Below are 23,369 nucleotides of genomic sequence, written 5' to 3' on the forward strand. Positions count from 1 at the left end.
GTGAACAGCGGCACAGCGGTGTGACGCGTGCTACAGACTGTAGGGTGGCGCCCGTCACGGCGGTGCCTTTGGCTCGATTGATTGGCATACTGCTTATTGGGAGCATTTTGCTCATTGTGCTCACGCTGTTTCGGCACCTGCCGGCAGCCGTTACCGTAGAGCCATACCTGTCACGCCACGCCCGTCAAGGAGGATGAATGCAGCGTCCCGCGCCCCGGCAACCGCTGCGCTTTTCCACCCAGATGCTCCTGCTGCAGGTGGCCGTGGTGCTCCTGGTGGTGCTCCTGAGCGCCGCTGTGCATGCCTGGCTGACGTACGACCGTGTGGGCAGCGACGCGGAGAACCAGGCGCTGACGCTGGCCCGGACCGTAGCATCAGATCCGGAGGTCAGGGCAGACGTGCTGGCCATCAGCGGGCAGCCCGGCACTCCCCCACCCGCCGAGCTGCTGGCCGGCCCGCTGCAGGCCTCCGCCGAGGCCGCACGGACCAGGACCGGCGCCCTGTTCGTGGTGATAACCGACGAAACCGGTATCCGGCTGGCCCACCCGGATCCGCAGCGGCTCGGCGAAAAGGTGAGCACGGACCCCTCCGAGGCGTTGTCCGGGCAGGAAATCACCACCCGGAACACAGGAACGCTGGGTCCTTCCGCCGGCGCGAAAGTTCCCGTTTACGCGCCCGGCACCGCCACGGTGGTGGGTGAGGTGAGCGTGGGCTACTCCATGGAAACTGTGGCCCAAAGCGTGAGCCGCGACATCGGGCCGGTGGCCCTGACGGCTGCCGGGGCCCTGCTGGCCGGGGTGCTGGGATCCTTCCTGCTGCGCCGCCGCCTCCAGCGCCTGACCCTGGGGCTGGAGCCCGAAGAGATCAGCACGCTGGTCCACGACCAGGTGGCGGTGCTGCAGGGCGTGGACGACGGCGTCATTGGCGTCAGTGCCGACGGCCGGGTCAGCGTGTTCAACGCCGCCGCGCAGCGCCTGCTCGATTTGCCGGACCTGTCCGGAACGCGCTGGGAGGACGCCCCCGTTCCTGCGCAGCTGAAGTCCCTCACCAGCCCCGTCCCCGTGGCCGCCGCTCCCCGGTTGGCTGCCGCCGGTCCGGAGGCGAATGCCACGGGGCCGGATGCCCTGGAGCTGGTGGCCGGCGGCCGGGTCCTGGTGGTGAATGCGCGCAAAGCACTGCACCGCCGGGAGGACCTGGGCTGGGTGGTCATGCTGCGGGACCGCACCGAGCTGCAGGAGCTCACGCGGCAGCTGGACGCCGTGGGCACCATGTCCACCGCGCTGCGCGCCCAGCGGCACGAGTTCGCCAACCAGCTGCATACCCTGGCCGGGTTCCTGGGCATCGGGCAGCACCAGGAGGCCCGCGACTACCTGGCCGGGCTGGCCGCCACCGGTCCGCTGAAGTTCCCGGTGGACCAGGCCGAACTGCTCCAGGACCCCTACCTGCAGGCGTTTGTGGGGGCCAAGGGCGTGGAGGCGGACGAGCGCGGCGTAGCCCTCCGCATCGGGCCAGAAACCTTGGTCCGCGGCCAGGTCACGGAGGCCCAGGATGTGACCACGGTGCTGGGGAACCTGATCGACAACGCCGTCAATGCCGCCGTTGCAGGGTCCTCGAACGACCGTTGGGTTGAGCTCGAGGTGCTGGATGAGCCGGGCGACGACGGCGGGACGCTGCACATCGTGGTGGCGGACTCCGGTGACGGGCTGGCGGAAGGCACCGATCCCGAGGGCGTATTTGCCGAAGGTTTCACCACCGCCGCGGGCCCGGCCCGTGCCGGTGGCGGGCAGGGCTTCGGCCTTGCCCTGGCCCGGCAGCTGGCGCGCCGCCGGGGCGGGGACGTGAAGGTGCTGGACGGTGGCACCGCCGGCGGACCGGGCGCCGTGTTCATGGCGGTCCTTCCGCACACCACGGCGGGAAACCCGGCCGCCAAGACCCCGGGAGCCGCCGGAAAGGATAACAATGGCTGACGATTTTCGGGTCCTGATCGTGGACGACGACTTCCATGTGGCCAAGCTGCACGCAGCTTACGTGGACTCGGTGGCCGGGTTCCTGGCCTTGGCCCCCGTTGGCACGGCCTCGCTCGCTCGGCAGGCCATCCACAGCCTGCGCCCGGACCTGGTGCTGCTGGATGTCTACCTGCCCGATGCTTCCGGCCTGGACCTGCTGCAGCAGCTGGATGTGGACACGATCATCCTCAGCGCCGCTTCCGATGCCGCGTCCCTCCGGGTGGCGTTCCGCCGGGGCGCCCTGGGGTACCTGCTCAAGCCCTTCACCGCGGAGTCGTTGTCCCAGCAGCTTCGCTCTTATGCACGGTACCGGCGCCTCCTGGGCCAGGCCGGGGCACTGGACCAGGAGGCGGTGGAGCGCGCAAAACGGTCGCTGATCCCGGGGGACGTCACGTCGTCGTCAAAACCCCGCTCGGCAACCGAAGCGGCAGTGCTGGAATCGCTGGCTCCGGGCGAACAGTATTCCGCTGCCGAGGTCGCGGCCCGGGTAGGCGTCTCCCGTGCCACGGCGCAACGGTACCTGTCGTCGCTGGCCGACGACGGCGCGGTGGACATCCAGCTGCGCTACGGCACCACGGGAAGGCCGGAACACCGCTACGGCCTGCCGGGGAGGTAGGGAACTACGCGCTCTTCTGGGCGACCAGTTCGATCTCGACAAGCATGTTCGGGTCCAGGAACGGCAGCACGTGCACCAGGGACAGGGTGGGACGGATTTCGCCGAACACTTCGCCGTGTGCCTTGCCTGCTTCCTCCCACTTGCTGATGTCCGTCAGGTACAGCTTGGTCTGCACCACGTCCTCGTAGGCGAAGCCGGCGTCGGCCAGGACCTTGCCGAGTTTCTGCAGGATGTACTGGGTCTGCGTGTAGAAGTCATCTCCCACGATGCCGTCTTCGCCGCTGGCCGCGGTGGCGGAGATGTAGAGGGTGTTGTCCACCTGGACGGCGCGGGAGTAGCCGAGGGTCTGTTCCCAGACAGAGCCGGTGCCGAAGGTTTTACGCATGGGTGGGCCTTTCAAAGCTGGAATTGGGTCGCCACCACTGTAGGGCCGCTACAGGTCGCGCCGGTAAACCAGCAGTTTTGTGTCGGTTCCGGGAACAAACCAGTCCCGTTCGGGCACCCGGTGGAAGCCGGTCCTGCGGTACAGCCCGTGGGCGCTTTCCCAGTCTTTCCCCGTGGTCAGCGCCACCGCACGGATGCCGGGCAGGGTCCGCGCGTGGCTGATGATGGCTTCCACCATGGCCCGGCCGGCACCGCTGCGCTGGACGGCAGGGTCCACCACCAGCATCCGGAATTCCAGTTCGTCCGGCAGGGCAATGTCCGCGTAGGGTTCGCCGGCGAGTGCCAGGGTGACCGAGCCGATGACGGTCCCCTCCCGTTCGGCCACCCAGATGGTGGCCTGTTCCGCGCGCGCCGCAACATCCATGACTTTGACCATGTACGGGTGGGCGGCGTCGTCGAAATACCCTGCGGCAAGGTAGGAGTCGCCGGTGATGCGGGCGACGTCGCCGAAGTCGGCCACGACGGCGGGACGGATGGTTAGCTGCGGGTGCACCCGTCAATGGTAGTGGCGGATGGGGTCCCCACCGGGCAAAACGGGGCTTTCCGTGATCGAACTATCAGAACCGGCACGGCTTGGCGCCTCAACCCGTTCCCACGCCATACCCCAACCCTGCACAAGCGGGAAAGTTCCACGGGGTCCAGCTCAGAGCGGAAACTTGCCGGACAGTTCCAGGCCGGCGGCGCAGGTCCAGGCGTCCAGGCGCTCGTCGTCGGAGGGACCGCCGTCGAGCGGGCTGGTCAGCCGGGGCCTGCGCACCCAGCAGCCTGCTTCTTCGGCGATCAGGGCGCCGGCCGAGAAGTCGTGCTCGTTCAGGCCGCGTTCGCCGTAGGCGTCGTGGGTTCCGTCCGCCACCATGCACAGGTCAAGGGCAGCGGAACCGAGCCGCCGGACGTCGGCGAAGCCGTCCATCAGCGTGGCGAACGCGGCCGCCTGCTCGGAGCGGACGGCAGGCTCGTAGCTGAAACCGGTGGCGAGGATCTGGCCGGTGCGGCCGGAGACCGGCCCTTCCAGCCGGGTCACGTTCCCCCGTTCCTCCAGCCACGCACCCTGGCCGCGGGCGGCGTAGTACACCCGTCCCAGGGCCGGGGCGTTGACGACGCCGGCCTGCCAGACGCCGTCGGCATCGGCGACTGCCACGGAGGTGGCGTAGTAGACGATGTTGCGGATGAAGTTGGTGGTGCCGTCCAGGGGGTCGATGGACCAGCGGTAACCGGTGGGGTTGGCGGGGCGGGTGGTTCCCTGTTCCTCCCCGGTGACGATGTCGCCAGGGCGGACGGCCGCGATGACGGCCCGCACCGCATCCTCGGCGGCGACATCGAAGGCAGTGACCCAGTCCCCGGCGGCGCCCTTGTTGCTGGGGTCCAGTGCGTTGCCGTCACGGCCGGAGAGTACCTGTGCACCAGCCGCGGCGGCCTGCCGCGCCACGTCCAGCAGTTCAGAAGTGGACGTCATGCGCTTTCCTCCGCGGTGGTGTCATCGAGTGTAAATTGGCCGGCACTGCCTTGGTCCGCGGCGTCGCCGTCCGCCGTGTTCCCGTTGGCTGCGGCGTCGCCCAGGGCTGCCGGGCCGCCGTCGAGCAACTGCCGGAAGCCGTCCTCGTCCAGCACCCGGATGCCCAGTTGTTCCGCCTTGTCCAGCTTGCTTCCGGCACTCTCTCCCGCCACCACATAACTGGTGTTCTTGGAAACAGAGCCCGCGGCCTTGCCGCCGCGCAGCAGGATGGCTTCCTTGGCTTCGTCGCGGCTGAAGTTCGGCAGGGAGCCCGTGACAACCACGGTGAGCCCTTCGAGGGTGCGCGGCATGGACTCGTCGCGTTCGTCCTCCATACGCACCCCTGCGGCGGCCCAGCGGTCAACGATCTCCACATGCCAATCCTCTGCGAACCATTCCTTGAGCGCGGCGGCGATGGTGGGGCCTACGCCGTCCACGTGGGCCAGTTCCTCCTCGCTGGCGGCCCGGATGCGGTCCATGGTGCCGAAGGCCTGGGCCAAGGCCCGTGACGCCCGGGGGCCGACATGCCGGATGGACAGCGCCACCAGGACCCGCCACAGGGGCTGGGCCTTGGCCTTTTCCAGTTCGGTGAAGAGTTTCCGGGTGTTGGCCGTGGGCGCAGAGGGCGACTTTGCCGTGCCCTTGCTGTAGAAGTACGGCACCAGTTCGAACTCCCCGGTGGGGACGCCCTTGGACTTCTTCTCCCGGCGGATCCGCACGCCGGCCAGGTCCTCCGGGGTGAGCTCGAACAGCCGCGCTTCGGACGTCAGCGGCGGCACCTCCGGTTCGGCCGGCTGGGTCAGTGCGATGGCTGCTTCCCAGCCCAGAGCCTCAATGTCGAATGCCCCCCTCCCAGCCACATGGAACACCCGCTCGCGGAGCTGGGACGGGCAGGACTTGGAATTGGGGCAGCGGACGTCCACGTCCCCCTCTTTGGCGGGGGCCAGCGGGGTCCCGCAGGAGGGGCAGTCGACGGGCATCACGAAGTCCCGGACCGGCGGGTCCTGCTGGTCGCGCAGGGCCAGGACCGGGCCGACGATTTCGGGGATGACGTCCCCTGCCTTCCGCAGGATGACGATGTCGCCGATCTTGACGCCCTTGGCTTTGACCACGTCCTGGTTGTGCAGGGTGGCCATCTCCACGGTGGAGCCTGCCACCTTGACCGGCTCCATCACGCCGAAGGGTGTCACCCGGCCCGTCCGGCCCACGTTGACCTGGATATCCAGCAGCTTGGTGTGCACTTCTTCCGGCGGGTATTTGTAGGCCACGGCCCAGCGGGGAACGCGGGTGGTGTAGCCCAGGGCCCGCTGGGTGGCGAAGTCGTCCACCTTGATGACGATGCCGTCGATTTCGTGGAGCAGCTTGTGGCGCTGGTCCCCGTACCGCTGGATGAAGCCCAGGACGTCGTCGCGGGCCGCCAGCACCTCGAAGTAGGGACTGACGGGCAGGCCCCATTCCTTGAGCTGCTGGTAGGTTTCCGACTGGCTGCGGGCGTCAAGCCCTTCGCGGGCGCCGATGCCGTGCACGAACATCTTCAAGGGCCGCTTGGCGGTTTCGGCAGGATCCTTCTGCCGCAGCGAACCCGCCGCCGCGTTGCGCGGGTTCGCCAGCGGGGCCTTGCCGGCCTCGATCAGGGCTTCGTTGAATTCGGCGAACGCCTTGGAGGGAATGAAGACCTCGCCGCGGATTTCCATCTCGGCGGGAAAGCCGCTGCCGTGCAGTTCCTGCGGGATTTCCTTGATGGTGAGCAGGTTGTGGGTGATGTCCTCACCGGTGGTCCCGTCGCCGCGGGTGGCCGCGCGGACCAGCTTGCCGTCCCGGTACAGGAGGTTGACGGCGAGGCCGTCGATCTTGAGTTCAGTCAGCCACGCGACCTTGGTTCCCCCGTCACCGATCTTCCCGATGCTTGCCTCCGCCCGGTTGAGCCACGCTTCGAGTTCCTCCAGCGAGAAGACGTCTTCCAGGCTGTACATCCTCTGCAGGTGCTCCACCGGGGCGAACGCGGCGGAAACTTCACCGCCCACCTCCTGGGTTGGCGAGTCGTTGGCCACCAGTTCCGGATGCAGGGCCTCAATCTCTTCCAGACGGCGAAAGAGGGTGTCGAACTCGGCGTCCGACACCAGGGGCGCATCCTCCTGGTAATAGGCGAACCGGTACTTCCGCACCAGGTCCGCGAGGTTCTCGTATTCCTCGCGGAGGGCTTCGGTAGGGATGGCCTCGGGCTCGTGTGGGGCCGCGGTCCGGGTGGCGGTCTGTTCTGCGGGTCCTGGTCCTGTACTCACAGACCTATCTTGCCCTACCCCTCCGACGATTTCCTTGGCAGGACTGCACGGCACGAACCAAGGCCGTGCCGAGGCGGCGTCAGTGCGACCGGAGCCGGTTGCGGTTCCACCATGCGAAAGCGCCGGCCGCTATGGCCAACAGCACCGTTCCCAGCGCAATAGGCAGGAGTGCCGGTCCGCCGGGGCCCTCTCCGCGGGCGGGGGAAACGGCAGCCAGCTGGGTTGGCGCCGCGGACCGGGTGACCGGGCTGTTCCAGTCCTGCCCGCTGGACGGGCCGGTGGGCGGCCGATAACCGGCATCGGCTGAAGTGGCTGCGGTTGCCGCGCCGTCGGGAGCTGCCTCCGCGTCTGCGGACTGGGCCGGAGCGTCGGCCGGTAGCGGGGTGCCGGCCGGGGGTTCGGCAGGCTGTGGCGGCTGGACCGGCGCGTCCCCGGCGGGAGGCGCCGGGGACGCGGGCGGCGATACCGGGTCCTTGGATTTACGCGGCCGCCCCGTTTGGCCGGTGTCCGGGCTGCTGGCAAGGACGGGCAGGCAGAGCATCCCGCAGTCTGGCGTCGTTTGGGTCCCTGACGCGAGGGTGGGCGAGGGCTGCGGGGTGGCGGCGAGCGCCGGGCCAGCCGGAAAGATGCCGAAGGCCAGGGCCAGGACAGCTGCTGTTGCCGTCGTCGAAACAGTGCGGAGAACCGGTGCGGACGGGGCCATTGCTACCTTTCGCTGCGCGCAGTCCCCCCACCGCGGCTTTCTGGTGTCCCCGGTAGTCTTCTACAACGCCCTGCGGGGCCGCAAATCCGCGGCTGTGGCGGCCCCGCAATTATCCGGGCTGTTCAGTCCCGGTTTTCAGGCGGCAGCGCCACCTGGATTTTCCGTGCCTTGCCGCGTCCCACCACGTAGCCACGGCCGGGAATGAAGTCGGGGCTGACCCGGCCCAGGGAGGTGTTGAGCAGGCTGTCGCCCTCGATGTCCCCCGGGTTCAGCAGCAATCCCCGCCGGCCTGATTTGAAGGGCTGGGCAAGCTGCCAGGCCGAGGACCAGGTGGAGGACTCGGACTCGCCGATCACCCACTGGTCTGCCTTGAGGGACGCCGTGACCAGCTGCGCGATTCCGGATTCCGCGACGGTGTCGGTGAACTCGGTGAGGCCCTCGATGAAGATCGCCACCGATCCCGGGTTGCCGGTGGAGTGCTCCACCAGGTCCTCCACCACCTCGGCGAGGTCGTCCGGGCCCACCACGGACCGGTTCCAGATGGGCAACGAGGCGACGGCGGACCGGCGGGAACCGATGTAGATCAGCTCGGTGGCGGGGTTGGACCGGCGCAGCGAGTATGCCAGGGTGACAAGCGCCACGGTACGCCCGGCGCCGGGCGGGCCTGCCAGCAGCAGCGGGCCGCGGGCCATGACCTCGGCCGGCTGCAACGACTCGTCGTCCACACCGATGACGGGCAGGTCGGGGCTGCCGGCGGGCAGCACGTCCAGGTCCACCTGGTCCGGGAGCCGTTCGATCCCGGGGGCGGTGTCCAGGCCCTGGCGCTGCATGGCTTCGCTGAGTTTGTGGACTTCGCGGGCCTGCAGGGCCAGGTTCGAGTTGCCGCCGAGGACCGCCAGCTGGACTTCGAGGCCGTCGAGGAGCCCGCGGCCCGGGGGCGACGTGGCGGTGAGGACGTCCCGGGGCACGTCCATGGAGATGTAGTCGTCCTCGGAGGACAGGCGCAGGACCAGCCGGCGCTGGATCGAGGCCAGCAGTGAGGCGGGCACGGCGTTGGGCCGGTCCCCCGTCACCACCAGGTGGATGCCCAAGGTGCGGCCGTCGGTGGCCAGCTGGAGGAAGATGTCCCAGAGCCCGGAGAGTTTGCTGTGCTCGTAGGCCTCGCGGAAGGCGGACATGCCGTCCACCAGAACGAAGATCCTTTTCTCGTGCGGCCGGTTCGCCAGCTTCCGGTATTCAACGATGGTGGACGCCCGCACCTCGGCGAACTGCGCGGAACGCAGCTCGGCGATGTCCCGCAGGAGCCGCAGCAGGCGCCCCACGCGTTCGACGTCGTCGCCGTTGATGATCTCGCCGACGTGTGGCAGTTCCTCAAGCATCCGCAACCCCGACGAGCCGCAGTCGATGCCGTAGACGTGCACCGGTCCGCCGCGCGGGGTCACAGCTGCGGCAATCGCGATGCCCCGCAGTGCGGCCGACTTGCCCGAGCCGCCCGTGCCGTAAATGGCCATGTTGCCGTCTCGGTCGGGTTCGTAGAACACGGTGGGCTGGTCCTGGTGGACGGGGTCGTCCGCGACGCCCAACAGCAGCTGTTCGTCCGTGCGGGGGTTGGGCAGCTTGGAGAAGTCGTAGGTCTTTGCCAGCTCATCCAGCCACGGCTTGCGCGGCGGCCGGATGTCCAGTGTGTCCGCCGCGTGCACGATCGTGGAGGTCATCCGCGCGATGTCGTTGGGGCCGGCCGGCTCCGGCGCAGCAGGCTTGTCGGGCGCGGGCGCTTCCCAGCTGGGACCGGACCCGAAGGCCATCTCCACGATGTCGATCTGCGGCCGCTGCGGCTTGTCGGTGGTCCAGCCGCCGGCGTAGCCGGTCTGGAACCCCTGGATCCTGCCCGGGCCGGTCTTGGCTGCGCCGCGGCCGGGGATGGCGGGGTCGAAGTAGGCTGCGTCCGGGACGCCGAGGATGTCGGTGGCGTCTTCCTCGTCGGCCATGCGCAGGGCCACGCGAAGGTTGGTGTTGGCGCGGAGGTTGTCCTTGATGACGCCGGCCGGCCGCTGGGTGGCCAGGATGAGGTGCAGGCCCAGGGAGCGGCCACGGGCGGCCACGTCCACCACCCCGTCCACAAACTCGGGAACATCGTTTGCCAAGGCGGCGAACTCGTCCACGATGATGACCAGGTACGGCGGGGCATCCGGGTCAGCTTCGCGGTGCAGGGCCAGCAAGTCCTTTGCTTTCTTCCGGTTCAGCAGCTGCTCACGGTAATGCAACTCGGCGCGCAGGGACGTCAGGGCCCGGCGCACCAGGTGCGGGGAAAGGTCCGTGACCAGGCCCACCGTATGCGGCAGGTTGATGCAGTCCGCGAATGCGGCGCCGCCCTTGTAGTCCACAAAGAGGAAACTGACCCGGTCCGGGCTGTAGGCCGCGGCCATGCCCATCACCCAGGACTGCAGGAACTCGGACTTGCCTGCGCCGGTGGTGCCGCCCACCAGGGCATGCGGGCCCTCATTCTTCAGGTCCAGGTAGAGCGGCTCGATACCTTTGGAGCCCACCAGGGCCCGGAGCGTGCCGTTGTCCTTGCGGTTTGCCACGGCGGTGGCATGCACGGAGTTGTTTTCCGTCCAGCGCTCGGCCACCGCCTGCGGGTTGTCCAGGAAGTCCTTGCCGATCAGGGTCGCATAGGACACGGCCCGCGGCAGGTCGGAGTCGTCGTTCACCGGCTTGCCCACATCCACCACTGGCGCCAGCATCCGGGCGAGCTGGGCCGCAAGCCCGGCGTCTACGCTCTCGCAGCTGACGGGGTAGGTATGGCGGCCCAGGCGCACCTGTCCGGTGGTCGTGCCGTGGTCGCCGTCCACCACCATGAAATCGCGGCAGGCAGCCGGGAGCGCCTGGATGTCGGTGGCCACCCACAGGACGTGGACGCCCGAATCCGGTCCCTGCTCGGCCAGCCGGGTCAGGCGGCCGCGGTCAACCGGCGCGTCATCCTCCACGATGACCAGCACCGCGGGCAGGACGGGCTCTTCCAGCTCGTGCTTGGCGGGGTCGATGCCGGGGCGCAGCTCCGGGCCAGCACGTTTGGCCGCGGCTTCGCGGGCGTCCACCAGGTCCTCAAGCCGGGCCAGCAGGGAGGACCCGCCGGCGGAGCCGGCCGCGAGGTGGTCCCCGCCCAGCGGGCTGTGGCCCGAACCGACATGCGGCAGCCACTGCAGCCAGTCCCAGCGTTGCCGCGACTGGGCTGACGTGATGGCCGTCAGGACAACCTCGGCTGGCGAATGCAGGCCCACCAGTTGGAGCACCATGCCGCGGGCAACATCGTCCACCAGCCCGCGGGCACCGGCGATGCCCAGGGCACCGGAGGTCCGCAGCTGGGAGACCACGGGCACGCCTTCGATCTCGCTGAACTGCTTGATGCAGTCCTGGATTTCGCGGCTGTACTGGACTTCGGTGTCATTGCTGGAGGGTTCCTCCAACGGGACGCGGGACGGTGCGGTGCCCAGGCCGAAGCGGAGGCCCAGGAACGAGGAATGCTCCGGGCGGTGGGTCCACAGCAGCGGGCCCAGCTTGTAAATGGCGTCCACGGTGTCGCTGACCGACGGCGCTTCCTGCAGCCGGACGGCCCGTTCCACTTGCTGCAGTTCAGTCAGGTCCTGCCGGAACGCCGCCATGGACGCCCGGAACTGCTTGAGCTGTTCCTTCTGCTGCTTCCTGGTCCGCATCTTCTGGTCCACGTAATGGCCCACGATGAACAAGGGCATCATCAGCATGAACACCATGGAGAGCACGTTCTGGGTGACCGCGAAAATCACCGCGCCCATCATCAGCGGCGCCACCAGCATGATGTAGGGGAAGGGATGGTCTTCGGGGCGCTTGGGGCCGGCCGGCAGGACGCGTGTGGGCACCTCGAACCGAGGTACCACCCGCGGGGAACGGTTGAAGTCCACCAGGGGCGACGTCGGCGCTGCCGCATGGTTGTGGCCCAGCGGAACCACGGTGACAGTGGTGTCCCCCAGGGTCACCGTGTCGGAGGAGTTCAGGGTTGCGCGCGTGACGGGAAGCCCGTCCATCAGCAGGCCGTTGGCGGAGTTCGTGTCAACGATCTCGATGCCGTCGGCCACGGTGATCCGGGCGTGCCGCTTGGAAGTGAGCGGGTCCGTCAGGCGGATATCGACGTCCCGGTCCCTGCCGATGTAGCTGGTGCCGGTGGGCAGCGAAAATTCGCGGCCGACGTCGGGCCCTGACAATACGCGCAAGGTGGCGGCGGCCGGTCCGCGGCTGGCGCCCGGCTCGTGGAACTGCTCGCTGACCTGGGCCAGCGATACCACCGAACCGGGGCGCAGGCCCGATTCGAGCAGGTTGTCCTGGCGGGCCAGGACATTTCCGGTGATGCCGCCGCCGACGAAGGCTTCGTCGATGCGCAGCGAGAGGTTCTCCGGCGGGGGCGTTCCCTTGCGGTCCGGGTCCGCCGCCCACAGGACTGTGGCGATGTCGGCCACAGTGGCAAGGCCGTCCACCGTGACGGCCAGGTCCTTGGCGTCGGCGGGCTCGCGGCGGAGTGTCAGGCGGATCCTCATCCTTCGTCCACGCCCCTCATCTTTTCCAGCAGGTACAGGTCATCAGGCGTCACCAGGTGGGTGGTGACGGCGTGCTCCACCAGCCGGGCGCGGCGGTTGGTGGCCAGTTTGCCGCCGCCCCCGCGCAGCCCCACAACGCCCACCCGGTCCAGCTTGTCGCAGACGTTGTCCAGTTTCCGGTTGAAGCGGGTCAGCGCCCAGCCGAGCGTCTTGGCGGCCGCGGCCGAGGACGGAATGGTGCTGAAGCCGGTGCCTTCGCGCCGGAGGACCGGCTCGGCGAGCGCCACGATCAGTGCCTTCTGCGCATCGGTGAAGACCACCGGTCCGATCGTGGTGTCGCCGCCACTGCTGTCTTCACGGGCTTCCTGCCGGAAGGACGGGGTCTTCAGGTGCACCGCGAACTCGTACGTGGTGGGGCCCGGCCGTAAAAATAATGTTGGTGTGGCTGAATACCAGCGGGATCCGTGCGCCGGGGGAAAGTCAGGCCTGCATGCCGCCGGAGGCGTCGGCCACCGTGGCGGACAGCATGCTGCCCACGTTGCTGAGCCACCAGATGCCGTCGTAGCGGGCAACCTGCAGGAACTGCCGGTGCAAGTACGGGTTGTCGTCCACTTCAAGGTCGCCTTCGCGGCCGATGTTGAAGATGTCCTCATCCGATGGCTCGTACCATTCGCCACAGAAATCTATTGCGAGATCCCCCATGATCTGTGCCTCCTCAGGGCAGAAGTGTTGCGGTAACCGTCAAAGCTGGTGGTGCGGAGCTGCCGGCTCGTTGGAACGTCCAAGCTGCTCATTGGCCGGTGCAGGCGATGGAGCCCTCCTCCATGGGTGAAAATGCACCGTCAGTGCGCACGATCATCACCTGGATGCAGGTCTGCCCGCCGGGATTGGGCCGGATCCGGACCGGCGGGTTCGCCACCGACGTGAATTCCGCGCTGTTGCCGCCGATGGTGTACACCTTCCACTTGTAGGTGTCCCCGTCCTTGGGCTGCGGGTTGGTCCACGTGAAGCTGGCTTCCCCGTCGGCGCCGATGGTGCCCTTGAGCCCTTCGACGTCGGGCACGGTGCCGTTGTCCAGGGCGTCCGCGGGAGGTTTGCTGACCTGTTGGGTTTCCACAGCTTTGGAGGTGCCGGTGGCCGAATTGGCCACCACGATGCCCACCACAGCCGCAAGCGCCAGGAGGGTCCCGCCGGCGATTGCGAGCCAGAGGTTGCGTTTGCCATGGTCGGCCTCAGGAGCCGCCGGCGGTTCGTCCGCCTTCACGGACCGCTGGACCGTTGCGTCAGCGGTGTATGCCGTGTCCTCCCCGCTGCCTGCCGGGCCGGTGACCGCCGCGCCATAGTGTGGTGCCCCGGCGCTGCCCCGCAGCACGGTGGACTGCGCCCAATCCCCCGGCCGGGCGCCGTCGGCTGCTTCCGGCGCGGCGGGGCCGGCAGGAAGGTGGGGTACGGACGGGGCCGGCTGCCACTGCCCCGGCGTGGCGGGAGTGAAGTGCGACGGCGGGACGGCACCTCCCCTTGGACCGGTTGCGTCGGTGCCGCCGCCGGGCTGGTTGGGGCGGGTGCGCGCGGGGAACGTTGGTGCGCTGCCGGTCCGTTCGGGATCGATGGCGGCGATGCTGCGGACGCGGGTTTCCTCGGTCCCGTCGTCCGGGTGGCCCTCCTCCTGCTGCGGTTCCTCCAGCACTTCGAAGGGGGTGACGGAGAGGTTGAGTTCGGCCTGGATGCGCTGCAGTGCCAGGGCGAAGGCGTGCGCGGAACTGTAGCGGGACTGCGCGGACTTGGCCATGGCCGTGGACAGCGCCAGTTCCAGGGATTCCGGCACGTCCGCCCGTCCCAGCCGCGGCAGGGCCATGTTGCTGATCCTGTTGATCAGTTCGCGTTGCGAATTGTCGGCCCCGGGCATGACGAAGGGCGAGCGGCCGGCCAGGAGGGTGTACAAGGTGGCGCCGAGGGCCCACACGTCCACCATGACGCCGTCAACGCTCCCGTCGCGGAATTGCTCGGGCGGGGACCACGGAATGGACATCCCCGAGTCGTCGTCCGTGTCGCCTGCCAGGGTGCCGGAAATGCCGAAGTCGGTCAGGGCCGGGCGGTTGTAGTCCGTCACCAGGATGTTGGCGGGCTTGATGTCGCGGTGGGCGATGCCGGCGCGGTGCGCGGTTTCGACGGCGGACGCCACCTGGATGCCGACGGCCAGGACCTCATCGACGCTGAAGCGCTGCCGCCGGTAGCGCACGTCCAGGCTGGGCCGGGAGCAGTACTCCATGGCCAGGTAGGAATGCCCGTCGTCGGTCACTTCCGCTTCGAAAATGGTGACGATGTAGGGGTGCGAGGACAGCTGGGCCATCAGGTTGGCCTCGGATTCGAAGCGCCGGCGGGCACCCTCGGTTTTCAAGTCGGAGAGCAGCACCTTAACGGCGACTTTCCGGCGCGGCCTGTCCTGCTCGTACAGGTAGACGTCGGAAAACCCGCCCGAGCCGAGCAGGCTGATGTAATTGAACCCCGCGATCCGGGGCGGCGGCGCTACGGGCCGTTTGGAACTCAAGGAATCTCCTCAAAACGCAGTGAGATGTTGTCGCCAAGCTCCGCGATGTCGCCATCGAGCAGGATGGCCATCTCGTTCTGGGCCAGGCGGCGCGGCGGCTGGCCTTCACGCACCAGGACAGTGCCGTTGGTGGCCTTGAGGTCGCAGAGCATGACGTGCCAGCCCTCGAGCCGGACCTCCACGTGGGACCTGGAGATGTCACCGCCCGGGCTCGCCACCTGCACCAGCCGCGGCATCACACCGCCCTGGACGCGCGATACCGACGGCTGCCGCCCAATAACCATCGACTGGTCGAGGTCCAGCAGGTCGCCGGTGGACAGGCGCACCCGTCCCAGCCTGGGGCGCGCCACCTGGACGGCGTCCGGCAGCAGGGTGCCCCCGCAGGCACTGCACAGGGCGCGGGTGGGCGGGTTGGCATGTCCTTGCGGACAAACCCGGGCCAGCACCATCGGTCCACCGGCCGTGTCCTGGCCGGTGGCCGGAGCCGCCGGATGCGGAGCCATGCCGGGGAGGCTGCTCTTCATGACGGTCTGGCCGTCATGGTCGGGGTCGAATCCGGCGGCAGGTGCCTGGTCCGGAGTTCCTGCCGCAGGTGGCCGGCCTGCTGGGAAGGCGGGTGCGGTGTCGGCGTTCGCGGATCCTTCAGGGCCCGCTGGCGGTGCGAAGGCAGGCGGCGTCCCCACGTTTGGGGCGGAGCCGGCCGACGACGGAACGGACGCCGCTCCTCCGGTGCGCCACGGTACGGAGTCGATGAGGACGCCGGTGGGAGCGGGGGCGGGAGCCTGTGCTCCCGGGCCGGTATCCGGGGTGGGGTTGGGAGATGAGTCCGTGCCAGCGGAAACTACCGCCGCGGTTCCTGGCGCCGTGGCGGGCCCGGAGGACTGCCCGGCCGGGGATGAGTCTTCGGCTGCGCCCAGGGCGGGGAGCTGTTCGGCCGCCGTCAGCGCAGGCTGCGGGTTGACGGCCACGAGGCCGGAGTTGGCGTCGGGATCCTCACGGACTGCCGCGTCCTCGATGTTCCGCATCACGGTCCGGTCCCACAAATGGTCGTAGGACGTAGTCATTTCCACCGCAGGGGGCGCATCAGCCGATTCGGATGCACCGGCCGGCGGCGCATCGTCCTCCGGCTGAACCGCGTCCCCCGTGCCGGCATCGACCGCCGGGTCAGCGGCGAAGATGGCGCCGGGGGCGATCGTGGCGTCGGGGTCGGCCGCGTCCCCGACCGCTGCCGGGTTGGGTCCGTCGTCCACCTGCAGCCCCTCCTGGTCCTCGTCAAGCACTCCCAGCACCGTCTCGGCAGATGCACCATGCTCGGGAAGGAGGGTGATGCCGGGCAGGTCCTCCTGTTCCTCAGGGTCGGGACTGGTGAAGCGGCCTGCCGTGCCGGCGCCCCCGCCCATGCCGGGGGCATCCCCCGCAACCACGCTTTCGACGCCGACCGGACTTTCGGGCGCAACCACGTCTTCCACGACAACCGGGTTTTCGGGCGCAACCACGTCTTCCACGACAACCGGGTTTTTCGTCTGGCCCGGGGCTTCTGCGTCAACAGGGGCTTCTGCCGCATCCGGGTTCTCCATGGCGGCGGCCCGTTCCGGGGCCGCGGGGGCGGTAACCGCTGCGGGGCCGGACGGGACGCCGAGCGTCAATGCCTGCAGCAACACCACCCCTTCGCCGAACGGCAGCTCGGGCTGGTCCCCGGGGCCGCCGTCAGCGATGTCCAACCGGCACATCCCGGGGACGGCAAACCGGCGCTCGTTCCAGGTGGTGACGTCCCGGCCGTCCAGGTCCACGGCTCCGCCGGGCTGCTCCACGCGGAGGTCGAGGTTGCCGCGCAGGAAGACCCGCAACGGTCCGTTGAAGTCCAGGATGCCGAAGGAGGGTATCCGGGCCAGCGATCCGCCCGAGCTGCTGGTCACGGCGGCGAGGACCTCGTGCGGTTCGGGCCGGCCGGCCAGGAGTTCCCAGAGGGCACCGGCGAGTTCGGCGGGTGACTCGGGGCCCAGGAGGACGGCCGTACCGGACCGGACAACGCCAAGCCAGGTGCCGGGGATGTAGCTAGCGCAGGTCATCGTCGCGTTCCCCTTCGCCGTCCGCGCCGGTCTCCGCCTGTTCGGGCAAGGGCTGCGTCACGGCTCCGTTGGCCAGCGGACGCGGCAGCGTCTCCTCGTCCCCGTCCCCCGGGCTGAATCGCGGCGCGGTGGTGCCGGCGCCGTCGTCGTTCGCTACGTTCCTGGCGTCCACCACGATGGCCGTGACGTTGTCCCTGCCCCCACTGCGCAGGGCGGCCTGGATCAGGGCGTCCACCGCGTCCTGAGGCTGGGCCACGGTGCTGAGGATGCGGAGGATGTCCTCGTCCGCCAGTTCCCCGGTCAGCCCGTCGGAGCAGACCAGGACCCTGTCTCCCTCCTCGACCGGCAGGAGCCAGTAGTCAGCTTCCGTCTCATCCCCCGTGCCCAGGGCCCGGGTGACAACGTGCCGTCGGGGATGCACGGCGGCTTCCTGGGCGGTGATCTCCCCCGCGTCCACGAGCTCCTGGACCTCTGAGTGGTCTACGCTGATCTGCTCGAACCGGCCCTGGCTGAGGCGGTAGGTGCGGGAATCGCCGATATTCAGCACCAACCAGTACGGCATGCCCATCTGTTCCACGACGACCGCTCCCGTGAGGGTGGTGCCGGCGCGGGCTCCGGCGGCCTCACGGATAGAGTTGTCCGCCCGCACCAGGTACTGCTGGAGGACCGACGCCGTGATGCTCCGCTCCCCCGTGGCGAGCTGCGGAATCCCGGCCAGGGCCCGCACGCACAGGCCGCTGGCTATCTCGCCGGCCTCGTGGCCGCCCATGCCGTCGGCCACGGCGAAGACGGGATCCGCGGCGATGTAGGAATCCTCGTTCAGCTCCCTGCGGAGTCCCCTGTCCGTCCCATAGCCGTAGGTGAGGCTGAGGCCCGGCCCCGGCTGGATGGTGGAGGAAACACTGGCGGGGTGCTGGTTCATGCCTGTCCTAGGTAAAAGGTGCGGTCTCCAAAATGCACGCTGGAGCCCGGGGTAACAAATGTTGGGACGCCCGGCGCCAAGGGGGTGCGCAGGCCGTCGGGGGTGGTCACGGCGCTGCCGTTGGTCGACTGCCGGTCAGTCACCCAGATCCCTGCACCATCGGTGAGCAGGTGCAGGTGGGTCTTTGAGATGGAGCGTCCGGGATCGTCCACGGCCAGAAGCTGGGCATGCTGTTCCCCGGCCTGGCCCACGGGGTTGCGGCCCACCAGGACGCTGCGGTCCAGCTGGAAGTCGCGGCCGTCGTCCAAGCGGATCCGCAGGACGGCCACGGGGGCCGGTCCGCCGGCATCCGGGCGCACCTGGGTGCGTTCGACGTCGTCGTCAACGTGCGGCCCGGCCACCCGGTGGCCTGCGGTGGAAGCCGGCGCCCCCGGCGCGAACCCTCGGCTGCCACCCACCGGCTGCGCGGCGTGCGACGGGGCGGGCTGTGCGTCCCGGGACGCTGCGGGATACGCGGCGGCCTGCGCGGGCGGCGGCGCGAAGGAGGCAGGGCTGGTGTAGGGCATGGTTTGCGACGGCATGGTGGCTGACGGCGCCGGAGCCTGGGGCGCCTGGGGCGCCTGGGGCACCGGAGCCTGCGGAGGAGCGAATTGGGGTGCCGTCTGGAGCGGAGCTGCCTGCGGCGGGGCGGTCCGGGGCAGCGGAGCCTGCGAGTGCGGCGGCTGCGGCGCGGGTGGCTGCGCGGCAGCCGCGTGGGCCGTCGCGGCCCCGGCCACCGGGGACAGCACCTGCTGGACGGGCGGAAGGTCCAGGGGCGCGAAACTGTAGGGGCCCTGGATGCCACCGGTGGCGATGGGGTCGCGGCCTGCCTTGACGTCGAACATGAGCGTCTTCGCGGCGGTGTCGTTCCAGGCCCGCAACCCGCCATTCTTGTCCCACTGGCTGGAAACCACCACCAGCACCGCCCACACGGCACCCAGCAGGAGCAGCGGGCCGAGGACGAATAGGGCGGCGTCAAACCACTTGAAAACCACCACCAGGACAGCAGCCAGCAGGGCCAGCAGGATGCCTGCGCCGGTGATCACTCCCCGCAGGAAGACGGCGCCGGCCCCGGGCGCGTAGCCGTCCTGGTCCGCGCTGCGGATGCCCATCAGCAGGTTGCCGGGGGTCTTGCCGGTACGGGCTTCCAGGCCGAGCACCACAAAGAGGTAGGCGAGTGTCAGGCCGAGGCCGATGCCGCCGAACAGCACCAGGGATGAAGTGTCGTAGACGATGAAGCCGCCGCTTCGGGTCCGGGTGATGCCGGCGAAGCCGATGGCGAACGTCACCACCAGCACTGCCACGCCGGGCAGCCAGTCGATGACGGCAGCGCCCAACCGCTTGCCCGCCGCAGCCGGAACAAGCTCAAGGTTAACTGCCATTCCCGTTCCTCCCCCTGGAGCGGCCCCCACCCTGGTGGAACCGCCGGCACTGACCGGATCGGTGCCCGCAGGTGCGGTACCCGGATATGCGATGCCCGCCGGCTGGGCTGCCGCAGGCCTTTCTACTACCGGGATAGTACCGGGAATCCCCGGCGCGTGCGCGGCGCCCACGGTCCGGGCCCCGGCCTGGACGCCGTGCGCGCCGGGGGTCTGGGTGCGGTTGCGGCGGGCCGCCCGGTTGGGCAGCGGCGAACCGCAGGCAGCACAGAAGGTGGCGCCCGCGCGGATGGTTTGCTGGCAGCGCGGGCAGCGGTCGGCGTCTGAAGTCACTGCTCGGTTGGTCCTTGCTGGTTGGTTCCTGGATCGCCGGGTCCCGGTTGGCCGGCACCCGGCTGGCCCGGTCCTTGCTCGCTTGGTCCTTGCTGGCTTGGTCCTTGTGGTTCGCTTGCCGGTGGGCCGGGCGTTGCGGGGCCGCCCGGGGAACGACGGCGGCGGCCGGCGAACACGGACGCCGACGCCGGCAGTCCCTGCCGGAGGCGGCGCAGCGAGAGCCCGCTGCCCGAGTTCATCGCACTCCGCGCGTCGCTGAGCAGCGAGCGGGGCGAGAACCGCGCCTGTTGCCGGCGCCAGAACCCCACGGTGGCGGTCATCTCCTTGAGCGAGCCATCAACGATAGTCCAGTACTCCTTGACCTCCTCTTCCGTGGGCTGGCCGGCGCCGAAGATGGAGGCATCGGCCCGGCGGGCAAGGAGCGTCGTGGTTCCCTGGCTGGCAGGGAACGCCTCGGCCAGCACTGCGGCGCTTTCCCGGCGCGTCGAGCGGGCGTCGACGGCGGCACCCATGTCCGTTGCCAGGCTCACCACCTCGCTCCACCCTCCGCCGACGCGCTGGGCCGGATGGCCGTCGCGGAAACGCTGCTTCCGCCGTCGCGTCTTTAACAAGGCGATCAGCAACAACGGCAAGGCAATGATCACCACGGGGATGGCAACGACGCCCAGCGCACCCAGCAGCGCACCCCAGAACAACCACGGATTGTTCTTCTTCTGGTCGGCGTCCAGCGCGTCCGGCGAGGAGTCCGGCGGCAGGTCCGCGGGCTCCTGTGGCGGGGGTGGCGGCTGCAGCACCTGTGGCTTGGGCTTGGACTTGCTTTCCGGGTCCGGCGGGATGGGGATGTTGTCCTTTGGCGGGGTGGGGTCGAAGCTGACCCAGCCCACGCGCTCGAACGCGACCTCCACCCAGGCGTGGACGTCCTTACCGGTGATCTTCACTTCGCCGGCACCGTTTTCAGGGCTGGTGGGCTCAGGATAGAACCCCATCACCACCCTGGACGGGATGCCCAGGTGCCGGAGCATCAGGGCCATGGCCACGGCGTACTGCTCATCGTCGCCCAGCATCTGCTTGGCAGTGAGCAGGTTCCGGATTCGGGCCGCGCCGTGGCCGGAAACGCTGGGCAGCTGCCCTTCGCTGACCAGGCCGTTGCTGAAGGCACCCGTCTTCTGGAAATGCGCCTCGATTTGGCGGACCCGGTCGATCGCCGTGGGGGCATCCGCGGAGAGGTCATTGGCCTGGGAGCCTACGACGGGCGGCACTTCCAGGGGATCGGGTAGAGAGACTTTCGCGAAGTCGTACTGCGTCAGCTGGCCGTGTTCGAGTTTGACGGGATCGGAAACCTGGACGCTGTAGGAATCGCCACGGGTGAGGCCGTTGGTGGTGACGGCGGTGTCCGTGCCGGGGTTGAAGTAGAGGCCGGCGGCCGCGGCGGAGCCGGACTGGTCAAAGCTGATGCCGGTGGTCTTGCGGCCGCCGGGGACGAAGAAGCCCTGGTAGTCCTCGATGTTGATGCTGATCGAGTAGTCGTTGGTGGGCACCACCCCGGTAGTGTCGGCAAGGGTGTTGATGGACTTGGCATCGCCCACCTTGCTGAAGTTGCCGGAGCCGTTGGGGTCCATGTTGTAGTTGGTGCCGTTGAAGGCGTCCAGCGCACCCAGCCGTACCCGGCCGTCCCGCGGCAGCCCCTTGACGACGAAGATGGTGTCGTCCTTCTTGTCCTTGACGTAGGTGCGGAAACTCGCCAGCGGCGTGACGTAGTCCTTGGGGTCGAACGGCGGGACCACCACGTTGCGGAGGACCTTCCGGTCCTCGCCGGCGTTGACCAGGGGTGCGGCCACGGCGGTGACGCCCACGCTGAGGGCGATTACTCCCGCTGCCATCCCGAGGCGCCGGATCCGGGCACGCCGGGCGGTGCCGCTGTCGGTCTGCGGGGTGTTGACGGCCACCCGCCGGGTGCTGTCCCGCCGCAGGATGTCCCGGCGGAACGTGGCCCAGGCAATGCCGAGGACTGTCAGGCCGATTCCGCGTTCCAGGGTCAGGAACGCCGCGTTGGTGCTGAACGCGATGCCGGTAACGAACAGGACCAGGACAGGCAGCAGGGGCAGGTAGGGGCTCCGCGCGCGCCAGGTCAGGAGCGCGGCCACCAGTGCCGTGATGAGCGAGCTGAGGAAGGGCACGATGAGCACGCCGCCGGCAGTTCCCACCGGCACGCCGACGGTGAGCATGTCCTTCCAGGCGAAGACGACGCCCAGGAGCAGGGTCCGCAACGAATCCAGGGAGGGAACGAAGCCGGCGATGGCCGCGTCCGGCACCGCCAGCCAGGTCCCGAAGACCAGGTAGGCCGCCAAGGCCAGGGCCGTGGTGATCAGCAGGCCAAGTCGCAGGTGAGCGTTGGCGGCACCGATGCCCAAGCCAAGGATGATGCCGCCGAATCCGGACAACAGGTAGTACGGGTCGCCGCCGAAGCTCAAACCGAACCCGAGCAGGCCCAGCCCCAGCAGGACAACCAGGGCCCCGGCGTCGAGCAGGAAGTGCCAGGGCTGCCCGTGTGCGAAGGCGGACTCGGGGCCGGGCGCTTTGCGGCGGGTACGGGTTTGCGGGAACTGGCCCGGTGCGGTGCTCATGCGGCGGCCTTTCTCAGCACGATGGCAAGGTCGGCCAGGTCGCCGAGGGTCAGGACGGTCAGGTCTGCGATGTTGGCCCTGGTGGGGGCTGCGCCGGCTTCCACCCGGACTGCCAGGCTGCGGACTCCCGGCGGGACGGAGGCCGATGCGGAGCGGAGCTGGGTGGCGGTCACGTTGCTTCCCACCACGAAGAACACCACGGAGGCGTTGGGCACGGTGTCCGCCAGGGTCCGGGCAAGGTCGACGGCGGTGCGGCGCATCGGGGTGCCTACGATCCGGGTCATGTCATCAAGCAGGTTGCGGCCCGTTTCGCAGCGCAGCGGCCCCTTCTGGGTGAGGACGTCCAGTTCGCGCTGTTCGCGGATGGCCTGCCGGCCGATGGACCCTGCCACCGAGATGGCCATCTCGAATTCGTTCTCGGAGGCGTATTCGTCCGTGTTGATGGACAGCGAAATGGCCAGGTGGGCGCGGCGGGTTTCCTCGAACTGGCGCACCATCAGCTTGTTGGTCCGGGCGGTGGTCTTCCAGTGGATGTGCCTGCGGTCATCGCCGGGCACGTAGTCGCGCAGGGCGTGGAAGGAGACGTCGGCGCTGGACAGGTCCGTGGTGGGCATGCCCTCAAGGTCGCGGATGAAGCCTGCCGCGGAGCCGGCCAGGGCTACGGTCCGCGGATGCACGAAGAGGTCCTCCGGCTGGGTCCAGAGGACCTGTCGGCGCAGGAGATGCAGCGGGTCGGCGCGGACGGAGCGGACCGGTCCCACCACGATGACGGCGCGGCGTGCGGTGGGGATGGTGAACAGGTCCTCGTGGACCTGTCCCGGCTTCATCCGGGGCAGGTGGAACACGGCTGTGGTGCTGCCAACCGGCAGTTCCAGGGCGGCGGGAAGCAACGGCCGGGCGGAGGTGTTGGAGACGGCGATGCTTCCGACGGCGCTGTCCCCCACCGCCACGCGGGTCCGGGCAAGGTCCAGGACCACGCCGTAGGAGGACCGGCCGAGGATGAAGGCCACCGCGATCACGAACATGGCAAAGGCGGCGATGGCGGCTGCAGTGGCCTCCTGCCATCCGTACGCCTGGCCGGTGATCCACAACAGGACGGCAGCGGCCAGGACAGACCAGCCCAGGATGCTGACCACGGACAGGACCGGCCACACGTATTTCAGCCAGGTGGTGCGGACGGCCCGCCAGGCCGGGGTGAGGGCAAGGAGGGCCGTGTTGCTGGCTTCTGACCATACCGCTGCCGGATGCAGGCGGGTGGGGCGGCCATTCCGGTGGAAGAGGAGCTGGATCCGCTCCGCGAGCCGGGTCAACGGGGTGCCGCTGGACGTGCCGTCGGACATGTGG

The 23,369-nt window shown here is 69.2% G+C and carries 14 protein-coding genes and 1 pseudogene; 2 read left to right on the forward strand and 13 right to left on the reverse strand.

Annotation, left to right across the window (positions count from 1 at the left end; translation table 11 throughout):
• Nucleotides 1-197 precede the first annotated feature (197 nt).
• Both QF050_RS17470 and QF050_RS17475 read left to right on the forward strand, forming a co-directional pair.
• On the forward strand, nt 198-1,967 hold the full coding sequence (locus QF050_RS17470; RefSeq protein ID WP_308931547.1) for an ATP-binding protein: 1,770 nt from the start codon (nt 198-200) through the stop codon (nt 1,965-1,967).
• Complete coding sequence (locus QF050_RS17475) at nt 1,960-2,622, forward strand: response regulator (protein ID WP_308931548.1); 663 nt, start codon at nt 1,960-1,962, stop codon at nt 2,620-2,622. Before QF050_RS17470 ends, QF050_RS17475 begins: the two co-directional genes overlap by 8 nt.
• 4 nt (nt 2,623-2,626) lie before the next feature.
• On the opposite strand, the gene QF050_RS17480 is transcribed toward QF050_RS17475, so the two are convergent.
• From QF050_RS17480 to QF050_RS17540, 13 genes and pseudogenes are all read right to left on the reverse strand, one after another.
• On the reverse strand, nt 2,627-3,007 hold the full coding sequence (locus QF050_RS17480; protein ID WP_308931549.1) for a RidA family protein: 381 nt from the start codon (nt 3,005-3,007) through the stop codon (nt 2,627-2,629).
• Between the two features lie 48 nt (nt 3,008-3,055).
• Nucleotides 3,056-3,559, reverse strand: coding sequence for a GNAT family N-acetyltransferase (locus QF050_RS17485; protein WP_308931550.1), 504 nt, complete (start codon nt 3,557-3,559; stop codon nt 3,056-3,058).
• Nucleotides 3,560-3,709: 150 nt separating this feature from the next.
• Nucleotides 3,710-4,519: an inositol monophosphatase family protein gene (locus QF050_RS17490; protein ID WP_308931551.1), complete on the reverse strand. Its 810-nt coding sequence runs from the start codon at nt 4,517-4,519 to the stop codon at nt 3,710-3,712.
• Nucleotides 4,516-6,771 carry an NAD-dependent DNA ligase LigA gene (gene ligA, locus QF050_RS17495; protein ID WP_308932207.1) on the reverse strand — a complete coding sequence of 752 codons (2,256 nt, stop codon included), beginning with the start codon at nt 6,769-6,771 and terminating at the stop codon, nt 4,516-4,518. The genes QF050_RS17490 and ligA overlap by 4 nt, the downstream gene beginning before the upstream one ends.
• A gap of 148 nt (nt 6,772-6,919) precedes the next feature.
• Nucleotides 6,920-7,543, reverse strand: coding sequence for a hypothetical protein (locus tag QF050_RS17500; RefSeq protein ID WP_308931552.1), 624 nt, complete (start codon nt 7,541-7,543; stop codon nt 6,920-6,922).
• A gap of 122 nt (nt 7,544-7,665) precedes the next feature.
• Nucleotides 7,666-12,111 carry an FtsK/SpoIIIE domain-containing protein gene (locus QF050_RS17505; protein WP_308931553.1) on the reverse strand — a complete coding sequence of 1,482 codons (4,446 nt, stop codon included), beginning with the start codon at nt 12,109-12,111 and terminating at the stop codon, nt 7,666-7,668.
• Nucleotides 12,108-12,813 (reverse strand): annotated as a pseudogene (locus tag QF050_RS17510) (hypothetical protein). Before QF050_RS17510 ends, QF050_RS17505 begins: the two are co-directional and overlap by 4 nt.
• An 88-nt stretch (nt 12,814-12,901) precedes the next feature.
• Nucleotides 12,902-14,659: a serine/threonine-protein kinase gene (locus QF050_RS17515; RefSeq protein ID WP_308931554.1), complete on the reverse strand. Its 1,758-nt coding sequence runs from the start codon at nt 14,657-14,659 to the stop codon at nt 12,902-12,904.
• Nucleotides 14,656-16,728 carry an FHA domain-containing protein gene (locus tag QF050_RS17520; protein WP_308931555.1) on the reverse strand — a complete coding sequence of 691 codons (2,073 nt, stop codon included), beginning with the start codon at nt 16,726-16,728 and terminating at the stop codon, nt 14,656-14,658. Before QF050_RS17520 ends, QF050_RS17515 begins: the two co-directional genes overlap by 4 nt.
• Nucleotides 16,715-17,650, reverse strand: a complete 936-nt coding sequence (locus QF050_RS17525; protein ID WP_308931556.1) for a protein phosphatase 2C domain-containing protein — start codon at nt 17,648-17,650, stop codon at nt 16,715-16,717. The genes QF050_RS17520 and QF050_RS17525 overlap by 14 nt, the downstream gene beginning before the upstream one ends.
• Nucleotides 17,647-19,401 carry an RDD family protein gene (locus QF050_RS17530; RefSeq protein WP_374121544.1) on the reverse strand — a complete coding sequence of 585 codons (1,755 nt, stop codon included), beginning with the start codon at nt 19,399-19,401 and terminating at the stop codon, nt 17,647-17,649. The genes QF050_RS17525 and QF050_RS17530 overlap by 4 nt, the downstream gene beginning before the upstream one ends.
• Complete coding sequence (locus QF050_RS17535) at nt 19,398-22,025, reverse strand: transglutaminase-like domain-containing protein (RefSeq protein ID WP_308931557.1); 2,628 nt, start codon at nt 22,023-22,025, stop codon at nt 19,398-19,400. Before QF050_RS17535 ends, QF050_RS17530 begins: the two co-directional genes overlap by 4 nt.
• Nucleotides 22,022-23,365, reverse strand: a complete 1,344-nt coding sequence (locus QF050_RS17540; RefSeq protein ID WP_308931558.1) for a DUF58 domain-containing protein — start codon at nt 23,363-23,365, stop codon at nt 22,022-22,024. The genes QF050_RS17535 and QF050_RS17540 overlap by 4 nt, the downstream gene beginning before the upstream one ends.
• Between the last annotated feature and the right edge of the window lie 4 nt (nt 23,366-23,369).

The organism is Arthrobacter sp. SLBN-112, assembly GCF_030944625.1.
In the GTDB taxonomy this organism is placed as follows: Bacteria; Actinomycetota; Actinomycetes; order Actinomycetales; family Micrococcaceae; genus Arthrobacter.